Consider the following 16149-nt stretch of genomic DNA (forward strand, 5'->3'; position numbering starts at 1 on the left):
GTGACTCCAGCCAAACCCCAGCCCGACATCCACTTCCACCGCACTGGTGCGATACAACCGCGTCCACTCAAACGGCAAGATCCCGTCCAGCGTCCCATCGGTGAGGGTCAGGAGTTCCTCGCCGGTGACCATCGACACCGGGCAGCCGTTGGTGGCGGTCTTGTCCGAAGAGGCGGCAGCATCCCCATTCGGGTTGCGAGCAGAAACCGGCACGTCATCCACATGCTCTTTCTGCTTCAGCACCGCGTTCTGCCGCGCCTTCCAGCGTATCTGCATCGTGCCTTGCTTGAGCCCGCCGACTACCCCGCGAACCGCCACCGCCTTGTAGCGATCCACCGCCTGCATGAATTTGGTCAGAATCGCCAACAGGCCCTTAACAAAACCCACCGCCGCCTCAAGAATCGCCGCTCCATACTTGACCAACCGCAAGCTCAGATACGCCACACCCGCCGCCGGCAAGGCGATGGTCAACACGGCGCCAATCACCAGGTCAATCAGCAGCGACACCACTAACCCTGCCGCTACCTCGGCCATTTCACTGGGCGGTAATGCGTCCAGCCAGAGCATCGCCGTGCGTACCATCAGGTACAGCGCCGCCTCGTCACTGGCCAGCAACATGGCCTGCTCCATGACCTTTGGCGTATCGGTGGCGATTTGTGCCAACTTGGCGGCTTGATCACCTAACTGGTCGGCGAACTGCAGCGGGTCTTCAAGAATCGCCTGTACCAGCTTGATGCTGTCCCACACGTCGTGAATTGCCGCCCAACTGCCCGCCAACAGACCGCTGCCAATCGCACTGGCGGTCGAGCGCTCCCAGTGCGGTTTAAAGCCAGACCACTGCTCCCGAAGCCACTGCTGCAGATCCCCCATCAACCCGTCGTAGGAGGCAAACAACGCGTCGACTTGCTCGCTGGAAACACCGCCCTGCACCCGCACCTGATAGCGCCCACCCGCCGCGCAGTGGTGTGAGCCCTTACCCTGTTCATCCAGCATGATTACGCTGGAACTGCCGTCATCCAGGCCGATGACCTCAACCGGGATATTGCCGATCGGCACGTCATATACCGACTCGAACTTGCTCTCGATCTTCAATTCACCGCCCATCGGGCAGCGGGTCACGGTCGAAAGGTCAGTGTCGGAAAGACTCACCGAACGCTGCGAATCGCCAACCCGCAATACCCGGTCCATCCCCAGCAACGACGGCATGTCAGCCGCATGGCTCACTGAATCCAGCGCGCGCGAATACCAGGCGTTCATCTGCTGGCGATAAATCACCAGGCTCTGATGAAAGCCATCCAGCTCAAATTCGATCAGGGCAATGTGGGCAGCGTGGGTCATCCGTGACGTCTCGGCAAAGGGCAAGGCGTCGGAGCATGCCGCAGCAAAATGCGGCTGGATGAACGGTTGGAAAATTCAGAAAGAGCCCACTACGCAGGGGGAAAAACCGCGAAAAGTCAGCTCGAAGTGCTACACCGAAAAGCGATAAACCTGATTGCAAAATTGCCCGCCAAATAAAAATCGCTCGCATCCTTGCCCGATTTCCCGACATGGCCGTCATGGTTAATAGAACCTCCCTTACGCAGGATTTCCCATGTCGCGCCTTGCTCGTCCCTTGCACCCACTGGCTCTGTCAGTGGCGATGGCTTTTGCCGCCGTGCCGTTGCTGACCGTTCAGTCTTCCTATGCCGAAGAGAGCAGCAGCGCGCTGCGCCGTTTCTCGATTCCTGCGGGTGACTTGAGCCAGGCACTCAATAGCCTGGCCGAGCAGGCGGGTCTGGTGCTGGCCTTCGATGCGGGCCTGACCCGGGGCAAGCGCAGCAAGGGTTTGAGCGGGCAATACGACACCGACGTGGCACTGAGCCAATTGCTCGCCGGCAGCGGCCTGCAAGCCTTGAAGATTTCCGCCGACCGCTACCGCCTCGAAGCCATCCCGGATAACGGTGGCGCCATGGAACTCCAGGCCACCACCATCAGCGGCGCGTACCAGGCCGAAAGCCCGACCGGGCCGGTGGCCGGCTATGTGGCCACGCGCAGCTTTTCGGGTACCAAGACCGACACCGCGCTGATCGAAACCCCGCAGTCGATTTCCATCGTCACCAAAGACCAGATGCGTGCGCAGAACGCCGAGAGCCTCAACCAGATCCTGCGCTACAGCGCCGCCGTCATCCCGGAAACCCGTGGCGCCACCGCATCGCGTCTCGATCAACTGACCATCCGCGGTTTCTCCCCGGCCACCTACCTCGATGGCCTGCGCATGCCGTCGAGCCGTGACGCCTTGCCGCAGAAAGATGCCTTCGACCTGGAACGCGTGGAAGTGCTGCGCGGCCCTGCGTCGGTGCTGTACGGGCAGGGCACGCCGAGCGGGGTAATCAACATGGTCAGCAAGCGCCCGCTGGACACGCCGTTTCATGAAGTGGGCGTGGAATACGGCACCTTCAACAAGAAGCGCACCACCTTCGACTTGAGTGGCCCCCTGGATGATCAGGGCGTGTATTCCTACCGTGTGGCCGGGCTTTTCGACGATGCCGATGGGCAGGTGGAGCACACCGAGACGCGCCGTCAGTCATTGTCCAGCGCCTTTACCTGGCGTCCGGACGATGCCACTTCTCTGACCCTGCTCGGGCATTTCCAGAAGGACCCCAAGGGGGCTTCCTACGGCTCGGTGCCGGCCTGGGGTTCGGTGCTGCACAGCCCGACTGGACGCAGCATCGATGTGGATTTCTACGATGGCGAGAAGAACTTCGAGAAAAGCGACCGCGAGTACTACTCGATCGGCTGGGCGTTCGAGCATCACTTCGATGACGTGTGGACTGTGCGCCAGAATGCGCGTTACCTGCGCAGCGAAGGCCAGTACCGCAGCCTGTACAGCAACTACCTGATGGCGGATTACCGCACCATTCGCCGTTCGACCATCGCCAGCGATGTCGACCTGGATGCCTACACCCTCGACAACCAGCTGCAGGCCAAGTTCGACACCGGCCCGTTGCAGCACACCTTGTTGATGGGGCTCGACTACCAGAACACCAGCACCGACACCAAGTCCGGCTCCGGCGTGTACACCGCAGGTCCGACCCTGGATATTTTCAACCCGGTCTACGGCGCAGCCGTCCCGGTGCCGGCCTACACCACTGATGGCACCTCGCGCAGCGAACAGACCGGGGTGTATCTGCAAGAGCAGATGAAGTGGGACAAATGGGTGCTCTTGCTGGGCGGTCGCTATGACTGGGCCAGCACCGACAGCAGCACCAAGACCCTGCGCACCGGCGCCAAATCCGAGTCGTCCCTGGACAGCAAGGCGTTTACCGGTCGTATCGGCCTGGTCTATCTCTTCGATAATGGCCTGGCGCCGTATGCCAGTTATGCGGAGTCGTTCAACCCGCAATCGGGTACCGGTTACGGCGGTTCGGTGTTCAAGCCGACGGAAGGCAAGCAGTATGAAATCGGCATCAAATACCAGCCGCCGGGCAGCAACAGCTTCATCACTGCGGCCATCTTCGACCTGCGCCAGACCAACGTGCTGACCACCGACCCGGACCCCACCCACCTGTGCGGCACCGGGCGCTGCCAGAGCCAGGACGGCGAAGTGCAATCCCGTGGCTTCGAGCTGGAAGGCAAGGCCAGCCTCAACGACAACCTCGACATCACGGCGGCCTACGCGTACCTGGACAACCGCATCAGCAAATCCAACAACACCGTGCGGTACGCGCCCATCAGCGATATCGGCGTAGGTCCGGCCATCCCCGCCGAAGGCACCACCACCTACGGCGTGCCGCGCCACACCGCCTCGGCGTGGGCCGACTACACCTTCCATGACGGTCAACTCAAAGGCTTCGGCGCCGGCGCAGGAGCGCGTTATGTCGGGTCTTCGTGGGGCGATACCGCCAACACCCTCAAGGTGCCGGGCTACACCTTGTTCGATGCCGCCGTGCACTACGACATCCCCAACATCACCAGCCTCAAGGACAACCTGCGCCTGGCGCTCAATGCCACTAACCTGGCGAATAAAGAGTATGTCGCGTCCTGCTACTCCTATTCGTGGTGCTGGTATGGCTCGCAGCGTACCGTGCAGGCGAGCGCAACCTATCAGTGGTGATAAGGCAATTTAATGGCCCCTTTGTAACTAAATCCTCGCCAGAATCGCTTTTATTTTCAGGTGGTTAGGTGGGGATGCAAATGCGCACTGTTGGAATCATGCTGATCGCCTGCTCCCTGGCCGGCGGCGCGGCAGCCGTGCAGGCTCGGGAGCTGCGCGAGGGTGACAAGTACATGTGCAGTTGGGGCGCCGGCACCGCGGCCAGGGCCCAGGAGTTGAAACTGTCGGGGGTGTCGCTGTACGCGGCGCGGCAGAAGATCCAGAGCATGAAGTTCAACAAATCCTGGATGCGCATGATGGCCATGGGCATCACCGAACAGACCTACGACAGCCGTTCGCGGCTCAAGCCCGAGGCGATTCGCCAGGGTTTCTATCAGGATTGCGTGCGCTACAAGGTCGCACGCAAATGATCGAGCAAGCACCGCCCCGTGCAAAATCTGCGTAAGCCTGTCCAACTTTCCCTCGGCGCCCCTGGCCATACTGGCGCCAGGCAAATCCAGAGGCACAGGCCATGACTGACTACGTATTCATCCCCGCACCAACCCCATCCCTCGCAGTACAGGGCAGCGATGCGCGCTTCCCGCTGCGCCGTGTGTTCTGCGTGGGCCGCAACTACAGTGAGCATGCGCGTGAGATGGGTCACGACCCGGACCGCGAGCCGCCCTTTTTCTTTATGAAACCGGCGGATGCCGTGGTGCCCGCCGAAGGTGTGATCGCCTACCCACCGCTGACCGCCGACCTGCACCACGAAGTGGAACTGGTGGTGGCCATCGGCAAGGACGGCGTGGATATCAGTCCGGAACAGGCGGTTTCCCACATCTGGGGGTATGGCGTCGGCGTCGATCTGACCCGCCGCGACCTGCAAGCCCATGCGAAAAAACTCTCGCGGCCGTGGGAGTGGGCCAAGGCGTTTGATGCGTCTGCGCCGAGTACCGCATTGCGCCCGGTGAGCGCGGTAGGGCATCCGTCCAGCGGAAAAATCTGGCTTGATGTCAATGGCGAACAGCGCCAGGTGGGCGACCTGGCCGACCAGATCTGGTCGGTCAGCGAAGTGATCAGCCATGCCTCAAAGTCTGTCGCGCTGAAGGCGGGCGACCTGATCTTCACCGGCACCCCCGCAGGTGTCGGTGCCTTGCAGCCGGGCGATGTGGTCACGGCGGGCATCGAGGGCATCGGCGAGTTGCAGTTCACCCTCGGCCAGGCTTGAGGCTAAAGTGGTGACCCGGCCACCCGAGAGACCGTTATGCCAGGCACCCGCGTTACCACCTACGGCATGCAGCAGCGCAGCGACCGCCCCGACTTCTACATCCGCGACAAGCGCGGGCGGGCGGCGCTGACCAGCCCGCATCGGCATGAATACTTCCAGATCCAGGTCAACCTCGGCGGCGACACTGTGCAGCACATTGGCGGCGCTGTGCGGCCGTTCCCGCGCAAGGCCCTTGCCTTTATCCTGCCCCATCGCCTGCATGTGATCCCCCACCCCGAAGACGGCGAGTTCATGCTGATCAACTTCAGCCAGGGGTTTCTCCTGCCGCAACTGACCTGCGACCCCCTCGACCTGGAAGACATTCCCATCGGCCAGGCGCCGGAGCTTTCGCCGTTTCGCTTCCAGGAACACCTGGACTTCATCCTCGATGATGCGGCGTTTGAGCAGGTGCAAAGCTGGCTCGCTCACATGCGCGAACTGGATGCCCGCCGTTCCTTTGGCGCCCGCGAGCGTCTCAAGGGCTACCTGTTTCAACTGATCGGCCTGGTCTGCGGACAGTATGCCGAGCCGTTGCAGGCGTACGCCGCCAACAACGCCACCCGGCGCGGGCGCAAGGATGCGTTGGCGCGGGTGCAACGCTACATCCGCGAGCATCTGCACGAGCCGACCCTCAACCTTACTGACGCGGCGGCGGCGGCGTTCCTGTCACCCAACTACCTCACGCACCTGTTGCGCAAGGAGACTGGCAAGCCGTTTTCGCAACTGGTGCTCGACCGCCGCCTGCAGTTGGCGCGCACCTTGTTGCTCAACAGTGCGCAGATGATCGGTCCCATTGCGCACCGCTGCGGGTTTACCGATGAAGCGTACTTCTCCCGCTGCTTCCGCAAGGCCCATGGCCTGGCCCCAGGGCAATTCCGTCGCCAGCAACATGGCCAGGCCTTGTAGGGCGGCGGTTTTACAAATCCACGACAATCGCTGTGTTTCAATTTACATACAATTGGGTCCTTCATTGGGAGGCCAGTATGCAAACGCTTATCCGCGCGGCGACGCAGGACGATGTCGACACGCTCTTCACCCTTCGCACCTCGGTGGTGCAAAACCATCTGAGTATGAGAAGAGCAGGGCGCAGTGAGCCATGAGTCCATCCGAGCCGCCGTCCAACAACTTTCGCTACTTCGTGATCGGAGTGCTTTGCGTGGCGGTGTTGCTGGGGGTCTATTTTGTGCAGCTCAATGCCCAGGTCGACCGCGAGCGGGATGCGACCAATGAGCGCTTGGCGCTGTGCCGACAGGTGGAAAGTGTGGCGCGCTCGGTGTTGCCCAATAGCCTCGATACACAAGATGCCTGCGAACAGTTGAGCGAGCGTATATCGGAAAGTGTGAAGTCGCCTTAACTCAATAACCCTTTCTTATCAGTGGAAATAGCACCAGAAGTTGCACCAAAAAGTGGCACTTATAGGGTTGGCTACCTTAAAAAATGTGTGGTTATTGAATGACTTACAGCGCTTTTAATCCGACGAAAGGATTAAAATAATCTTGTTACAGCTTTTTACAATCGTTACTATAGCCGGGCGTTCACCTCCCACGGTTTATGCATTTTTAAATCCCAAGTTTCCATCAGCTACTTGGGATTTTTTTTGCCCGGGATTTGACCTTCGCGTCAAACTTCACTGTCGCCGAACTCCGCGCGCATCCGTCCATTGCGTTTGGCCTGGTACAGCAACTTGTCGACCTCTTCGACGAACCCCAGCATCGGCGTATCAGGTTTGACGATACGTGTACCCACGCCCAGGCTCAGGCTCAGCAGGTTCGATACCGCCGAATGACCATGCTCGATCTGCTGCTGGCGGATCAGGTGCAGACAGCGTTGCGCCACCTGCCTGGCCGATTGCGCATCGGTTTCCGGCAGCAACCACACGAACTCTTCGCCGCCGATGCGCGCAATGAAATCCCGTGGCCGATTGGCCGCCTGGGACAAGGTGTGTGCCACCTGGCGCAGGCACTCATCGCCCTTGATATGGCCGTAGTGGTCGTTGTACTGCTTGAAAAAATCGATATCCAGAATGATCAACGACAGTGGCAACTGGCTGCGCTGGGCGCTGGCCCACTCCCGTTCCAGCACGGTGTCGAACATGCGGCGGTTGGCGATGCCGGTCAGGCCATCCTGGTAGGAGTACTCCTCGAGTTGTTTCTGCAAGCGCACCAGGTGCTCTTCGGTCTTCTTGCGCTCGCTGATATCGAACATGAAACCGATCAGCGCCTCGACCTCGCCGTCCTTGCGCACCACGTGCACCACATCGCGGATCCACACGTAGTCGCCATTCACCGTCAGCGCGCGGTAATCCGCTTCGTGATCGACCCCGGCGCGGGACTGCGATACGCAGAAATCCACCACATATTCACGGTCGTCCGGGTGCATGCGCTCGACCCAGTCGTCCACGCTGACCCAGCTTTGCGGGGTCCAGCCGAGCAACTCCTCGATCTGCGGGCCGATATAGCTGAAGGTCATGCTCTGCCAATCAATACGCCAGGGGATGGCCTTGGTCGACTCCAGCAAGGTCTTGTACACATCGCTGTCGGGCTGGCTCGGAGGGTCGATGCTCATGGGGCGGCTGCTCTGGATGATGGCGAAAAGCCAAGAGCGTCTTTCGATCGGGGCGCCGAGTCAAGCCTTCGGCGGCGCAGCAGACGAGAGGTCGCCGGACGGGGCGACCCTCTGTTGACCGGGGTATCCGGTGTACTGCGCTGGGTCAGGCATCGACGGTGTGGCTCGGGGCATCGAGCGCGCCGTAGTAGCGCCAGCAGCAATGGCGATGTTCCGGCAGGATCACGCAGCCACTGAGGCTGACGATCAGCAGTGCGGCAACCAGCATGTAAAGTCGGCGATACATGGTGTTTCCTCTTGGGTTGATCAGCGTCAATCCTTCAACGCGGCCACCGGCATAAATCCGTCGCAAAGCTTTCAAACATTTCATCAAGCCCTGCCACCCCCTGAGCAATACTGCGCAAAAAATCTGCGACGGATTTTCCGGCCCCCGCCGTTCAACCCATCAGCACCCGCACTTTCGCGTGTTGCATGAAGGAGTTGCCATGAGACCCCTGGCCAAATTGCGCTATGCCTTGCTTGCTCCGCTGGTCCTTGCCGCGCTTGTCAGCACCCCTGTGTTTGCCCAGACCGAAATCATCATCCGCCAGGCACCGCCACCGGAACGCGTGGAAGTGATCCCCGTGGAGCGCCCGGGTTACGCCTGGGACCGCGGCCACTGGCGCTGGGAAGGGCACGGCTATGGGTGGGTGCCTGGGCACTGGCAGCCGGTGATGCGCAATGCGCGTTGGGAACCGGGCCATTGGGAGGCTCACGGCCCCAATTGGTACTGGCGTGAAGGGCATTGGATCCGCTGACCGAGAATTGCCCGATTGAAAGACACTGATCCGGACGTTGAACTGCTGGCGCGCATCGGTAACAACGAACCAGCGGCCGTCAACGAAATGGTGACGCGCAAACTGCCGCGTCTGCTGGCGCTCGCCGGCCGGATCCTGGGGGATGCCGACGAAGCCAGGGACGTGGCCCAGGAAAGCTTCCTGCGCATCTGGCGCCACGCCGCCAGTTGGCGCAGTGGCGAGGCGCGCTTCGACACCTGGCTGCACCGGGTGGCGCTCAACCTGTGCCACGACCGTCTGCGCCGGCGCAAGGAGCGCCCGTTGGAGGACGAGGAAGCGTTGGCGCTGACAGACAGCGCACTGACGCCGGATGAACAGCTGGAAGCCGCCGATCGCAGCGCCCGGATGGCTGCCGCCCTGGCGGCGCTGCCCGAGCGTCAGCGCGAAGCGATTGTGTTGCAGTACTACCAGGAGCTGTCGAACATCGACGCCGCGGCCCTGATGAACATCAGCGTCGAGGCACTGGAGAGCCTGCTGTCGCGGGCCCGACGCCAGTTGCGCAGCCAACTTGCCGACACACCCGGGCTTGCCCGCCCAGGAAGGGGAAAACCATGACACCCGAACGTTTTGCTTACCTGGCCGACGCCTATGGCGCCGACCTGCACCGCTGGCCCCGCGCTGAACAGCCCGCAGCCCAGGCTTTGCTGGACAGCGGCAATGTGCTTGCGCATGAGGCCCAGCAACAGGCGCGCTGGCTCGACGGTCAACTGGACAGCCATCAACTGGCCTACGTCGATCCTTCGCTGGCGCGGCAGATTCAGCTGTCGGCCCCGCGCGGCCATTCGTTCTGGTCGCGCTATGCCCGCTGGTTGTCGCCGGCCGGCCTGGTAGGCGTGGGTGTTGCGGGCATTGTCACCGGGATGCTGGTGGCATCCCTGAGCGTGCCGCTGCCGATGCTGTCGTCCGAGGTGTTGCCCAGCGTCTTCGATCAAGGCGATGCGCAAGTCATCTTTACCGTCAATGCCGAGGACACCGAGCAATGAGCCTGAAGTCCCTCAAACCCTGGCTGCTGGCCTCGGCCTTGCTCAACGTGTTCCTGATCGGCGGCGTCGGCGGTGGCCTCTACCACTGGATGGCCAGTGCAAAGCCCGCGGAGGCGGTGGTCAATCAGCACGGCTTGCGCCAGGCGATGATCAAGCTGCCGCCGGAGCGCCGCCGGGAATTGCGCCAACTGCTGCGGCACAACCGGGCCGACAGCCAGCCGCTGATCATGGCCGGGCGTGAAGCGCGCATGGGCGTGATCAAGCAATTGGAAGCGCCGACCCTGGATCGGGATGTGCTGGTGGCGGAACTGGCCAAGGCCCGTGAAGCCGATATGGCGCTGCGTGCGTTGGTGGACACGACGTTGGCGCAGTTCGCCAGCACCCTGCCTCGGGAGGAGCGGCAGAAGTTAGTGGAGGCGTTGTATCTGCGGGGGCAGGCGGCAGGCCGCAAGCCTCAGTCCTGAACGTGGCGCTTGTAGGTCTGCGCCCGGAGCGCTGAACTACAGGCGACGCAGGAAGGATTTGACGATGTGGCGGGTGGCATCGGTGGTGTCCAACTCGTCCATGGCGCCATAGGGGTGCCACTGGCAATCGACTATTTCATTGCAAGGTTTCGCATCGGCGACGTTCACCACCGACGCTTCGAACACGTGGTGCACGGTGTCGCGGGCCTTGAGTTCCTGCAAATACAGCAAGCCGTCCACGTTCAATCCGGTTTCTTCTTCCAGCTCGCGTTCGGCCGCGCCGACCGGGCGCTCGTTGCGTTCGACCTTGCCTCCCGGCAATGCCCATTTGGATCTGGCCTTGCGCACGAAGAGGATATGCCCCTCGTGTTCGCAAATGACCGTTGCACGTATTTTCATCGTCTGTGCCCCGCAGCGGGATGAGTGTCATAAAAGTGTAATGCAATTGTCATGCTAAGTGCTTATGGCGCTGACGTGTGGGGATGTGGATACTGCCCGATTGATCAAAACGCACGAGGAGGGCAGATGAGCACCGTACGCTGGGGCATGATCGGCTGTGGCAGTGTCACTGAATTGAAGAGTGGACCGGCTTTCTACAAAGCGCCAGGTTCTGCGCTGGTGGCCGTGATGGGGCGCCGCGAAGCGGCGGTGCGTGATTATGCGGCACGCCATGGCATTGCGCGTTTCTACACCGACGCCCAGGCGCTGATCAACGACCCCGAGGTGGACGCGGTGTACATCGCCACGCCCCCGGACAGCCATCTCGAATATAGCCTGATGGTCGCGGCGGCCGGCAAGCATTGCTGCGTCGAGAAGCCCATGTCGCTCAACGCCGAGCAGAGCGCGTTGATGCAGCGCACCTTCGAGCGTGCCGGGCTGCATCTGTTTGTGTCCTATTACCGCCGTTCACTGCCGCGTTTCCAGCAAGTGCGCGACTGGTTGCGAGATGGGCGCATCGGCGAACTGCGCCACCTGACCTGGACCTTGTGCAAGCCACCGGGTGCCGACGACGCCAGCCCCGCCAACTGGCGCACCGACCCGACCATCGCTGGCGGTGGTTACTTCGCCGACCTGGCCAGCCATGGTTTCGACCTGTTCCAGTACCTGGCCGGGGATATCGTTGAGGTCACAGGGTTTACCGCGCGACAAGCCGGGAGGTATGCGGCCGAGGATGCAGTGACGGCGTGCTGGACGTTCAGTTCGGGCGCACTGGGCATGGGCTGCTGGAATTTTGTCGCGGACCGTCGCGAGGACCGGGTGGAACTGATCGGCAGCCATGGGCGCATCCGATTCTCGGTCTTCGAAGACCAGCCGCTGCACCTTGAGGGTGAATCGTGCGAAGTGCTGGAAGTGCCGTGCCATGCGCATATCCAGTGGCACCACGTGTTGGCGATGAACGCACATATCCGTGGCGAAGCCGAGCACCCATCGCTGGGCATCGAAGCGTTGAAGACCGATCGGATCCTGGACAAGGTGCTACAACGTAACCCCCATCGTCCTGAGTAGGCGCGTTAGGGTGGTCTTTTTTCCAAGGAATAGACAAATGAAATACTGGATGGCGATGTGGCTGGTGCTGGCCACCAGTGCGATGGCGGCTCCGCGCAGCCAAGGCACACCGGGGGAGTTTGATTTTTATGTGCTGTCGTTGTCGTGGTCGCCGACTTTTTGCCTGACCCACCCGGACAATGAACAGTGCTCCGGTAAAGGCTACGGTTTTGTATTGCATGGCCTGTGGCCGCAATATGCGCGTGGCGGCTGGCCGGCATCCTGTGCGCCGCAGTCGCCGTTGAGTCGTGAAGAAATCGAGAAGGGCGCAACACTGTTTCCGACCCGTGCATTGCTCAAGCATGAATGGTCCAAGCATGGCACCTGCAGTGGCCTGGAACCGTCGGCCTACCTGGAAAAAACCGACCAGGCGCTGGGGGTGGTGAGCATTCCGCAGCAACTGCAGCCGTTCAATACGCCGCCGGCGTTGCAGGCCAGTGAGATCGAGGCGTTGTTCCGTGAAAGCAACCCGCGCATGGGCAATCATGGGCTGGCAGTCATCTGCAAAGGCAAAGTGCTGTCCGAGGTGCGGGTATGCCTGACCAAGGACCTGGCCTTTGCTGGTTGCCCGCGCAGTGTGAAAACCCAGTGCCGCGATGGCGACGTGCGGATTCCCGCGCAGCGGTGATAAGCCGCTGGCGGGCATCGGGTTGATCAGTTGTTGAGGTAGACCGGGCTGTCAGTGGACAACGAGGCCTTCACGGCCAGGGTCATGTCGGTGATCAGCACTTCCTCGCGGTCTTCGCTCAGGGCCTTGAGGGTGATGGCGACCACGTCCTGGGGCGTGCTCTTCGGCGCCTGCACGTCGGCCACCATATCGGTGTCGATGTAGGCGGGGTGCACGCCGATCACCAGGGTCTTCTGTTCGCGCAGTTCGCCGCGCAGTCCATTGGTCAGGCCCCACTGGGCGGACTTGGAGGCGCTGTAGCCGCCAGTGCCGGGCGGGCTGAGCCAGCTCAATACCGACAGTACATTGATCAGCGCGCCGCCGCCTTGCCTGGCCAGGATCGGCGCAAAGGCGCGGCTGACGCGCAGGGTGCCGAAGGTGTTCACGTCAAAGTGCTGTTGCAGGTTTTCGACGCTGTCTTCAGCCAGCAGCGCGCCGTATTTCAGGAACCCCGCGTTGTTGATCACCACGTCTACATCGGTGCACTGCTCCGCGGCGCGCTGCACGCTGGCCTGGTCGGTGATGTCCAGGGCAATCGGCGTGCTGCCGGGGATGTTCACGCTGCCTGGATCGCGTGCGCCGGCGTAGACCTTGGCCGCGCCGGCTTCCAGCAAGGCAATGACGAATGCTTTACCCAGGCCGCGATTGGCGCCGGTGACCAGTACCACTTTTCCACGAATATCCATGATGCGCTCCAGACAGTTAGTTAGGTTTAATAATGAAACCGTTTTTATCCTGAGCCTGTTGGTCCTATAATGCAACCTCATTTTGCAAGTGCCCGGAGGCCCGACGATGAAACGCAAATGCCTGGAAGGCGATGGCTGCCCGGTGGCCCGCGCCCTGGACGTGGTGGGCGACTGGTGGACGTTGTTGATCATCCGCGACGCCTTTGCCGGAGTAACGCGTTTCGGTGATTTTCAAAAACACCTGGGCGTGGCGAAAAACATCCTCGCCACACGGCTCAAGGACATGGTCGAGCAAGGCCTGTTGCAGACCAGCGAAGTCGGCGCACGCAGCGAATACCAACTCACCGACAAGGGCCGTGCGCTGATGCCGGTGCTGGTGACGCTGGCGCAGTGGGGCCAGGCCTATACCGAGCCGGAGGAGGTCGGCGCGCAAGTCTTGGATGCGCGCTCGCTCAAGCCACTGCGCAAGGTCGAGATCCTCGCCGAGGATGGCCGGGTGTTGGGCATCGGCGACATCGTCACCCAGATGCCCGGAGCTTGAGGCGGTGCCTACTTGCTGTCGAGGAAGCCCAGCAGGGCTGCGTTGAACAACGCCGGGTCTTGCAGGAACGCAAAGTGGCTGGTGTTCGGCAGGATCAGCAGGCCGGCGCCGGGGATGGTTGCGGCCATGTACTCGGTGTGTTCGCGCTTGATCGCTTCGTCATGGTCGCCGTCGGCAATCAGGATCGGCGTCTTGATGCTTTGCAATTGTGCGTCAGTCCAGTTCGGCTGGCTGGCCCACATATGGCTGATCTGCTCGACAAACGCGTCGTACTCTTTCGGCGTCGGCGACAGCTTGGCGTACTCCTTGCCGGCGCGCTCGATGAAGGCGGCGAAGGTCGGGTTCTTCTCGACGCCTTCCTTCACCCCGGCGGTCTGCGTGTTGGCGGCGAAGGCGAAGACTTTGCCGAGGCGGTCCGGGTGACGCAGGGCCAGGTCGATGCCGATGATGGCGCCGTCGCTCCAGCCGACGATGTCGGCGCGGGGGATTTTCAGGTGGTCGAGCACGGCCACCACGTCATCGGCCATCAAGTCATAACCATAGGGTTTTTCATCCCGCGAACTGCGCCCGTGGCCGCGGCTGTCGATACTGATCACCGTGTGCCTGGCTGCCAGGGCCTTGACCTGATTACCCCAGTAATCGGAGTTGGACAGGCCACCATGCAGCAGCACCACCGGCGAGCCATGGCCGGTACGGGTGTAGTAGACCTTGATGCCGTTGACGGCGGCATAGCCGGTCTTGGCACCGGCCACGGGGGCGGGTGTTGGCGGCAGCGTTTCCCAGCGCTCAGCGGCTTGGGCGGCGGAAAAACACAACATCAGGCAGGCGGCTGCCAGCAGGCGACGTGACATGGCGGTTCCTTTTTTTGATCAGTAGGAATTGAACTCTAGCATCGGCCCCCGCACGGCAAATACGCATTTTTGCCTATCAAAATCGCCAGTGCGAAAGAAAAAAATACAGTTATATCAATGGAATAAAAGCATCTAAGTGAGCGAGGGGCATTTTCTTCAATACCTCGACCGAGCGGCCCCTTTACCGTGGTCCCATCGTCACTCGCTCGAATAAAAAGGAACTGCAATGAGTCTGATCATTTCCATGGCTGCCTTCGCACTCGCCACGTCTATCACCCCCGGCCCGGTGAATGTGGTTGCACTGAGTACGGGGGCGCGTTTCGGTTTTGTCGCCAGCCAGAAACATGTCCTGGGGGCCGCCGTGGGCTTCACCTTGCTGTTGGTGTTGATTGGCCTGGGGTTGCATGAGGTGCTGATACGTTGGCCGATACTGACCCAGTTGATCCAGTGGGGCGGGGTAGCTTTTCTGCTGTACATGGCCTGGAAGCTGGCGGTGGACGATGGTCGGTTGGACGCCGATGGCAGTGCCACGGCGCCGTCGATGCTGTACGGCGCGATCATGCAGTGGCTCAACCCCAAGGCCTGGCTGGCGTGTGTGGCCGGGATGGGGTTGTTCGTCGCTGATGGCGATGCACGGCAGGTGTGGTTGTTTGCCGGGCTCTACCTGGTGATCTGCTATCTGTCGGTGGCGTGCTGGGCCTATGCCGGCACGTTTCTGCGGCGCTACCTGGGCAACCCCCAGGGCGTGCGCGTATTCAACCGTTCAATGGCCGCGTTGCTGGTGGCCAGTGTGGGTTATTTGCTGATGGCTTGAGCACGTCGCGGTATTGCCCTGGCGTTGCGGCGAAATGCTGTTTGAACGCGCGCTGGAAATGCGCCTGGTCGGCAAACCCCGCCGCCAGCGCCACATCGGCGATGGGCGCGCCCTGACGCAATCGGGCGCGAGCGAACTGGATGCGCTGGTTGACCAGGAAGGCATGGGGTGTCAGCCCGTAATATTGCTTGAAGGCGCGGATCAGGTAAGACGGCGACAGTTCGGCCGCCAGGCAGATGTCTTCCAGCTTCACCCCTTCGGTGCAGTGCGTGCGGATGTACTCGGCGGCCCGCTCCAGCTTGTGGTTGACCTCGCGCAGCGGGGTGCCGGCTGGGTTGAGGCGCTGTTGTACGTCGCTGAAATAACTCACCAGCGCGTCCTGTTTCTGCAAGTGCTCGGCCTGTTCATCGACCAGGATGCGGTACAACTCCAGCAAGCCACGGTACAGCACGGCGTCCTGGGTATGGGGCGTATTGAACGGTCGGTAACCCTGGTCGGTGCTGAAGCCCAACTGATGCTGCAACTCCGTCAGCCAGGGCGTGTCGATGTACAGCATCTGGTAGGACCACGGTTCATTGTCGATGGGGTTGCAGGCGTGCACATCGCCCGGATTCATCAACACCACCGTGCCGGCGCTGATCTGGAATGTCTCGCTGCCATAGTGGTAATAGCTGCGCCCGGTGGTGATCGCACCGATGGAAAAATGCTCGTGGGCATGCCGGCTGTAGGTGACCTTGCGCCCATCGGCGATGGTCCGCGCCTCGATAAAGGCCAGCGCGGGGTCACGCCAGAAATACGGAGCAGTGGCAGCAATCATGGGCGGGCGCTTCCTCGCAGCAGTTCAACGGGCAGGCGAGC

The 16149-nt window shown here is 61.6% G+C and carries 20 protein-coding genes; 13 read left to right on the top strand and 7 right to left on the bottom strand.

The genetic code is table 11. The features are described 5' to 3' along the window. Positions 1-1338: DUF6531 domain-containing protein (locus tag BM017_RS23240; RefSeq protein ID WP_256575671.1), on the bottom strand; the 1338-nt coding region annotated here is incomplete at its 3' end. Between the two features lie 253 nt (positions 1339-1591). Here BM017_RS23240 and BM017_RS23245 point away from each other — a divergent pair. The 5 genes from BM017_RS23245 (at position 1592) to BM017_RS23270 (ending at position 6693) form a co-directional block, all read left to right on the top strand. Beyond that, entirely contained in the window at positions 1592-4093 is a 2502-nt protein-coding gene (locus BM017_RS23245; protein ID WP_092248800.1) for a TonB-dependent siderophore receptor, read from the top strand. Between the two features lie 80 nt (positions 4094-4173). Next, positions 4174-4503 carry a hypothetical protein gene (locus tag BM017_RS23250; protein WP_043206222.1) on the top strand — a complete coding sequence of 110 codons (330 nt, stop codon included), beginning with the start codon at positions 4174-4176 and terminating at the stop codon, positions 4501-4503. A gap of 101 nt (positions 4504-4604) precedes the next feature. After that, positions 4605-5300, top strand: a complete 696-nt coding sequence (locus BM017_RS23255) for a fumarylacetoacetate hydrolase family protein (protein ID WP_092248803.1) — start codon at positions 4605-4607, stop codon at positions 5298-5300. A gap of 36 nt (positions 5301-5336) precedes the next feature. After that, positions 5337-6245, top strand: a complete 909-nt coding sequence (locus BM017_RS23260) for a helix-turn-helix transcriptional regulator (RefSeq protein ID WP_092248806.1) — start codon at positions 5337-5339, stop codon at positions 6243-6245. A 190-nt stretch (positions 6246-6435) separates the two neighbouring features. After that, positions 6436-6693: a hypothetical protein gene (locus BM017_RS23270; RefSeq protein ID WP_092248809.1), complete on the top strand. Its 258-nt coding sequence runs from the start codon at positions 6436-6438 to the stop codon at positions 6691-6693. Positions 6694-6959: 266 nt separating this feature from the next. Here the strand turns inward: BM017_RS23270 and BM017_RS23275 are convergent, their stop codons facing one another. Then, positions 6960-7904 carry a GGDEF domain-containing protein gene (locus tag BM017_RS23275; RefSeq protein ID WP_092248812.1) on the bottom strand — a complete coding sequence of 315 codons (945 nt, stop codon included), beginning with the start codon at positions 7902-7904 and terminating at the stop codon, positions 6960-6962. Between the two features lie 145 nt (positions 7905-8049). Further along, positions 8050-8190, bottom strand: coding sequence for a hypothetical protein (locus tag BM017_RS29185; RefSeq protein ID WP_170856113.1), 141 nt, complete (start codon positions 8188-8190; stop codon positions 8050-8052). 199 nt (positions 8191-8389) lie between these two features. On the opposite strand from BM017_RS29185, the gene BM017_RS23280 reads away from it, so the two are divergent. The 4 genes from BM017_RS23280 to BM017_RS23295 are packed head-to-tail and all read left to right on the top strand — an operon-like array spanning position 8390 to position 10187. After that, positions 8390-8701: a YXWGXW repeat-containing protein gene (locus BM017_RS23280; RefSeq protein WP_092248816.1), complete on the top strand. Its 312-nt coding sequence runs from the start codon at positions 8390-8392 to the stop codon at positions 8699-8701. 15 nt (positions 8702-8716) lie between these two features. After that, positions 8717-9295 carry an RNA polymerase sigma factor gene (locus BM017_RS23285; RefSeq protein ID WP_071490701.1) on the top strand — a complete coding sequence of 193 codons (579 nt, stop codon included), beginning with the start codon at positions 8717-8719 and terminating at the stop codon, positions 9293-9295. Beyond that, entirely contained in the window at positions 9292-9723 is a 432-nt protein-coding gene (locus tag BM017_RS23290; RefSeq protein WP_092248819.1) for a hypothetical protein, read from the top strand. The genes BM017_RS23285 and BM017_RS23290 overlap by 4 nt, the downstream gene beginning before the upstream one ends. Then, the gene (locus tag BM017_RS23295) at positions 9720-10187 is read left to right on the top strand and encodes a periplasmic heavy metal sensor (protein ID WP_092248823.1); all 468 of its coding nucleotides are present in this window, start codon (positions 9720-9722) and stop codon (positions 10185-10187) included. The genes BM017_RS23290 and BM017_RS23295 overlap by 4 nt, the downstream gene beginning before the upstream one ends. Before the next feature lie 36 nt (positions 10188-10223). Here the strand turns inward: BM017_RS23295 and BM017_RS23300 are convergent, their stop codons facing one another. Continuing rightward, entirely contained in the window at positions 10224-10586 is a 363-nt protein-coding gene (locus BM017_RS23300) for an NUDIX hydrolase (RefSeq protein WP_092248826.1), read from the bottom strand. 126 nt (positions 10587-10712) lie between these two features. Here BM017_RS23300 and BM017_RS23305 point away from each other — a divergent pair, with 126 nt between their 5' ends. Together BM017_RS23305 and BM017_RS23310 are read left to right on the top strand one after the other, a co-directional pair. After that, on the top strand, positions 10713-11693 hold the full coding sequence (locus BM017_RS23305; RefSeq protein ID WP_092248829.1) for a Gfo/Idh/MocA family protein: 981 nt from the start codon (positions 10713-10715) through the stop codon (positions 11691-11693). Positions 11694-11730: 37 nt separating this feature from the next. Continuing rightward, entirely contained in the window at positions 11731-12360 is a 630-nt protein-coding gene (locus BM017_RS23310) for a ribonuclease T2 family protein (RefSeq protein ID WP_092248831.1), read from the top strand. Between the two features lie 26 nt (positions 12361-12386). Here the strand turns inward: BM017_RS23310 and BM017_RS23315 are convergent, their stop codons facing one another. After that, positions 12387-13085 carry an SDR family oxidoreductase gene (locus tag BM017_RS23315; protein WP_092248834.1) on the bottom strand — a complete coding sequence of 233 codons (699 nt, stop codon included), beginning with the start codon at positions 13083-13085 and terminating at the stop codon, positions 12387-12389. Positions 13086-13191: 106 nt separating this feature from the next. Here BM017_RS23315 and BM017_RS23320 point away from each other — a divergent pair, with 106 nt between their 5' ends. Beyond that, entirely contained in the window at positions 13192-13626 is a 435-nt protein-coding gene (locus BM017_RS23320; protein WP_092248837.1) for a winged helix-turn-helix transcriptional regulator, read from the top strand. A gap of 8 nt (positions 13627-13634) precedes the next feature. On the opposite strand, the gene BM017_RS23325 is transcribed toward BM017_RS23320, so the two are convergent. Continuing rightward, the gene (locus BM017_RS23325) at positions 13635-14477 is read right to left on the bottom strand and encodes an alpha/beta fold hydrolase (RefSeq protein ID WP_092248840.1); all 843 of its coding nucleotides are present in this window, start codon (positions 14475-14477) and stop codon (positions 13635-13637) included. A gap of 226 nt (positions 14478-14703) precedes the next feature. Here BM017_RS23325 and BM017_RS23330 point away from each other — a divergent pair, with 226 nt between their 5' ends. Beyond that, positions 14704-15291 carry a LysE family translocator gene (locus BM017_RS23330; RefSeq protein WP_092248843.1) on the top strand — a complete coding sequence of 196 codons (588 nt, stop codon included), beginning with the start codon at positions 14704-14706 and terminating at the stop codon, positions 15289-15291. Here BM017_RS23330 and BM017_RS23335 read toward each other — a convergent pair. Beyond that, entirely contained in the window at positions 15233-16108 is an 876-nt protein-coding gene (locus BM017_RS23335; RefSeq protein WP_092248846.1) for an AraC family transcriptional regulator, read from the bottom strand. The two genes, BM017_RS23330 and BM017_RS23335, sit on opposite strands and share 59 nt — an antisense overlap. Between the last annotated feature and the right edge of the window lie 41 nt (positions 16109-16149).

This window comes from Pseudomonas sp. NFPP04, from assembly GCF_900113815.1.
Classification (GTDB): domain Bacteria; phylum Pseudomonadota; class Gammaproteobacteria; order Pseudomonadales; family Pseudomonadaceae; genus Aquipseudomonas; species Aquipseudomonas extremorientalis.

What these genes read in the sequence shown, in the direction of transcription:
- BM017_RS23245 (WP_092248800.1), top strand. Translation starts at nt 1,592, where the DNA reads ATGTCGCGCCTTGCTCGTCCCTTGCACCCACTGGCTCTGTCAGTGGCG.
- BM017_RS23250 (WP_043206222.1), top strand. Translation starts at nt 4,174, where the DNA reads ATGCGCACTGTTGGAATCATGCTGATCGCCTGCTCCCTGGCCGGCGGC.
- BM017_RS23255 (WP_092248803.1), top strand. Translation starts at nt 4,605, where the DNA reads ATGACTGACTACGTATTCATCCCCGCACCAACCCCATCCCTCGCAGTA.
- BM017_RS23260 (WP_092248806.1), top strand. Translation starts at nt 5,337, where the DNA reads ATGCCAGGCACCCGCGTTACCACCTACGGCATGCAGCAGCGCAGCGAC.
- BM017_RS23270 (WP_092248809.1), top strand. Translation starts at nt 6,436, where the DNA reads ATGAGTCCATCCGAGCCGCCGTCCAACAACTTTCGCTACTTCGTGATC.
- BM017_RS23275 (WP_092248812.1), bottom strand. Translation starts at nt 7,904, where the DNA reads ATGAGCATCGACCCTCCGAGCCAGCCCGACAGCGATGTGTACAAGACC.
- BM017_RS29185 (WP_170856113.1), bottom strand. Translation starts at nt 8,190, where the DNA reads ATGTATCGCCGACTTTACATGCTGGTTGCCGCACTGCTGATCGTCAGC.
- BM017_RS23280 (WP_092248816.1), top strand. Translation starts at nt 8,390, where the DNA reads ATGAGACCCCTGGCCAAATTGCGCTATGCCTTGCTTGCTCCGCTGGTC.
- BM017_RS23290 (WP_092248819.1), top strand. Translation starts at nt 9,292, where the DNA reads ATGACACCCGAACGTTTTGCTTACCTGGCCGACGCCTATGGCGCCGAC.
- BM017_RS23295 (WP_092248823.1), top strand. Translation starts at nt 9,720, where the DNA reads ATGAGCCTGAAGTCCCTCAAACCCTGGCTGCTGGCCTCGGCCTTGCTC.
- BM017_RS23300 (WP_092248826.1), bottom strand. Translation starts at nt 10,586, where the DNA reads ATGAAAATACGTGCAACGGTCATTTGCGAACACGAGGGGCATATCCTC.
- BM017_RS23305 (WP_092248829.1), top strand. Translation starts at nt 10,713, where the DNA reads ATGAGCACCGTACGCTGGGGCATGATCGGCTGTGGCAGTGTCACTGAA.
- BM017_RS23310 (WP_092248831.1), top strand. Translation starts at nt 11,731, where the DNA reads ATGAAATACTGGATGGCGATGTGGCTGGTGCTGGCCACCAGTGCGATG.
- BM017_RS23315 (WP_092248834.1), bottom strand. Translation starts at nt 13,085, where the DNA reads ATGGATATTCGTGGAAAAGTGGTACTGGTCACCGGCGCCAATCGCGGC.
- BM017_RS23320 (WP_092248837.1), top strand. Translation starts at nt 13,192, where the DNA reads ATGAAACGCAAATGCCTGGAAGGCGATGGCTGCCCGGTGGCCCGCGCC.
- BM017_RS23325 (WP_092248840.1), bottom strand. Translation starts at nt 14,477, where the DNA reads ATGTCACGTCGCCTGCTGGCAGCCGCCTGCCTGATGTTGTGTTTTTCC.
- BM017_RS23330 (WP_092248843.1), top strand. Translation starts at nt 14,704, where the DNA reads ATGAGTCTGATCATTTCCATGGCTGCCTTCGCACTCGCCACGTCTATC.
- BM017_RS23335 (WP_092248846.1), bottom strand. Translation starts at nt 16,108, where the DNA reads ATGATTGCTGCCACTGCTCCGTATTTCTGGCGTGACCCCGCGCTGGCC.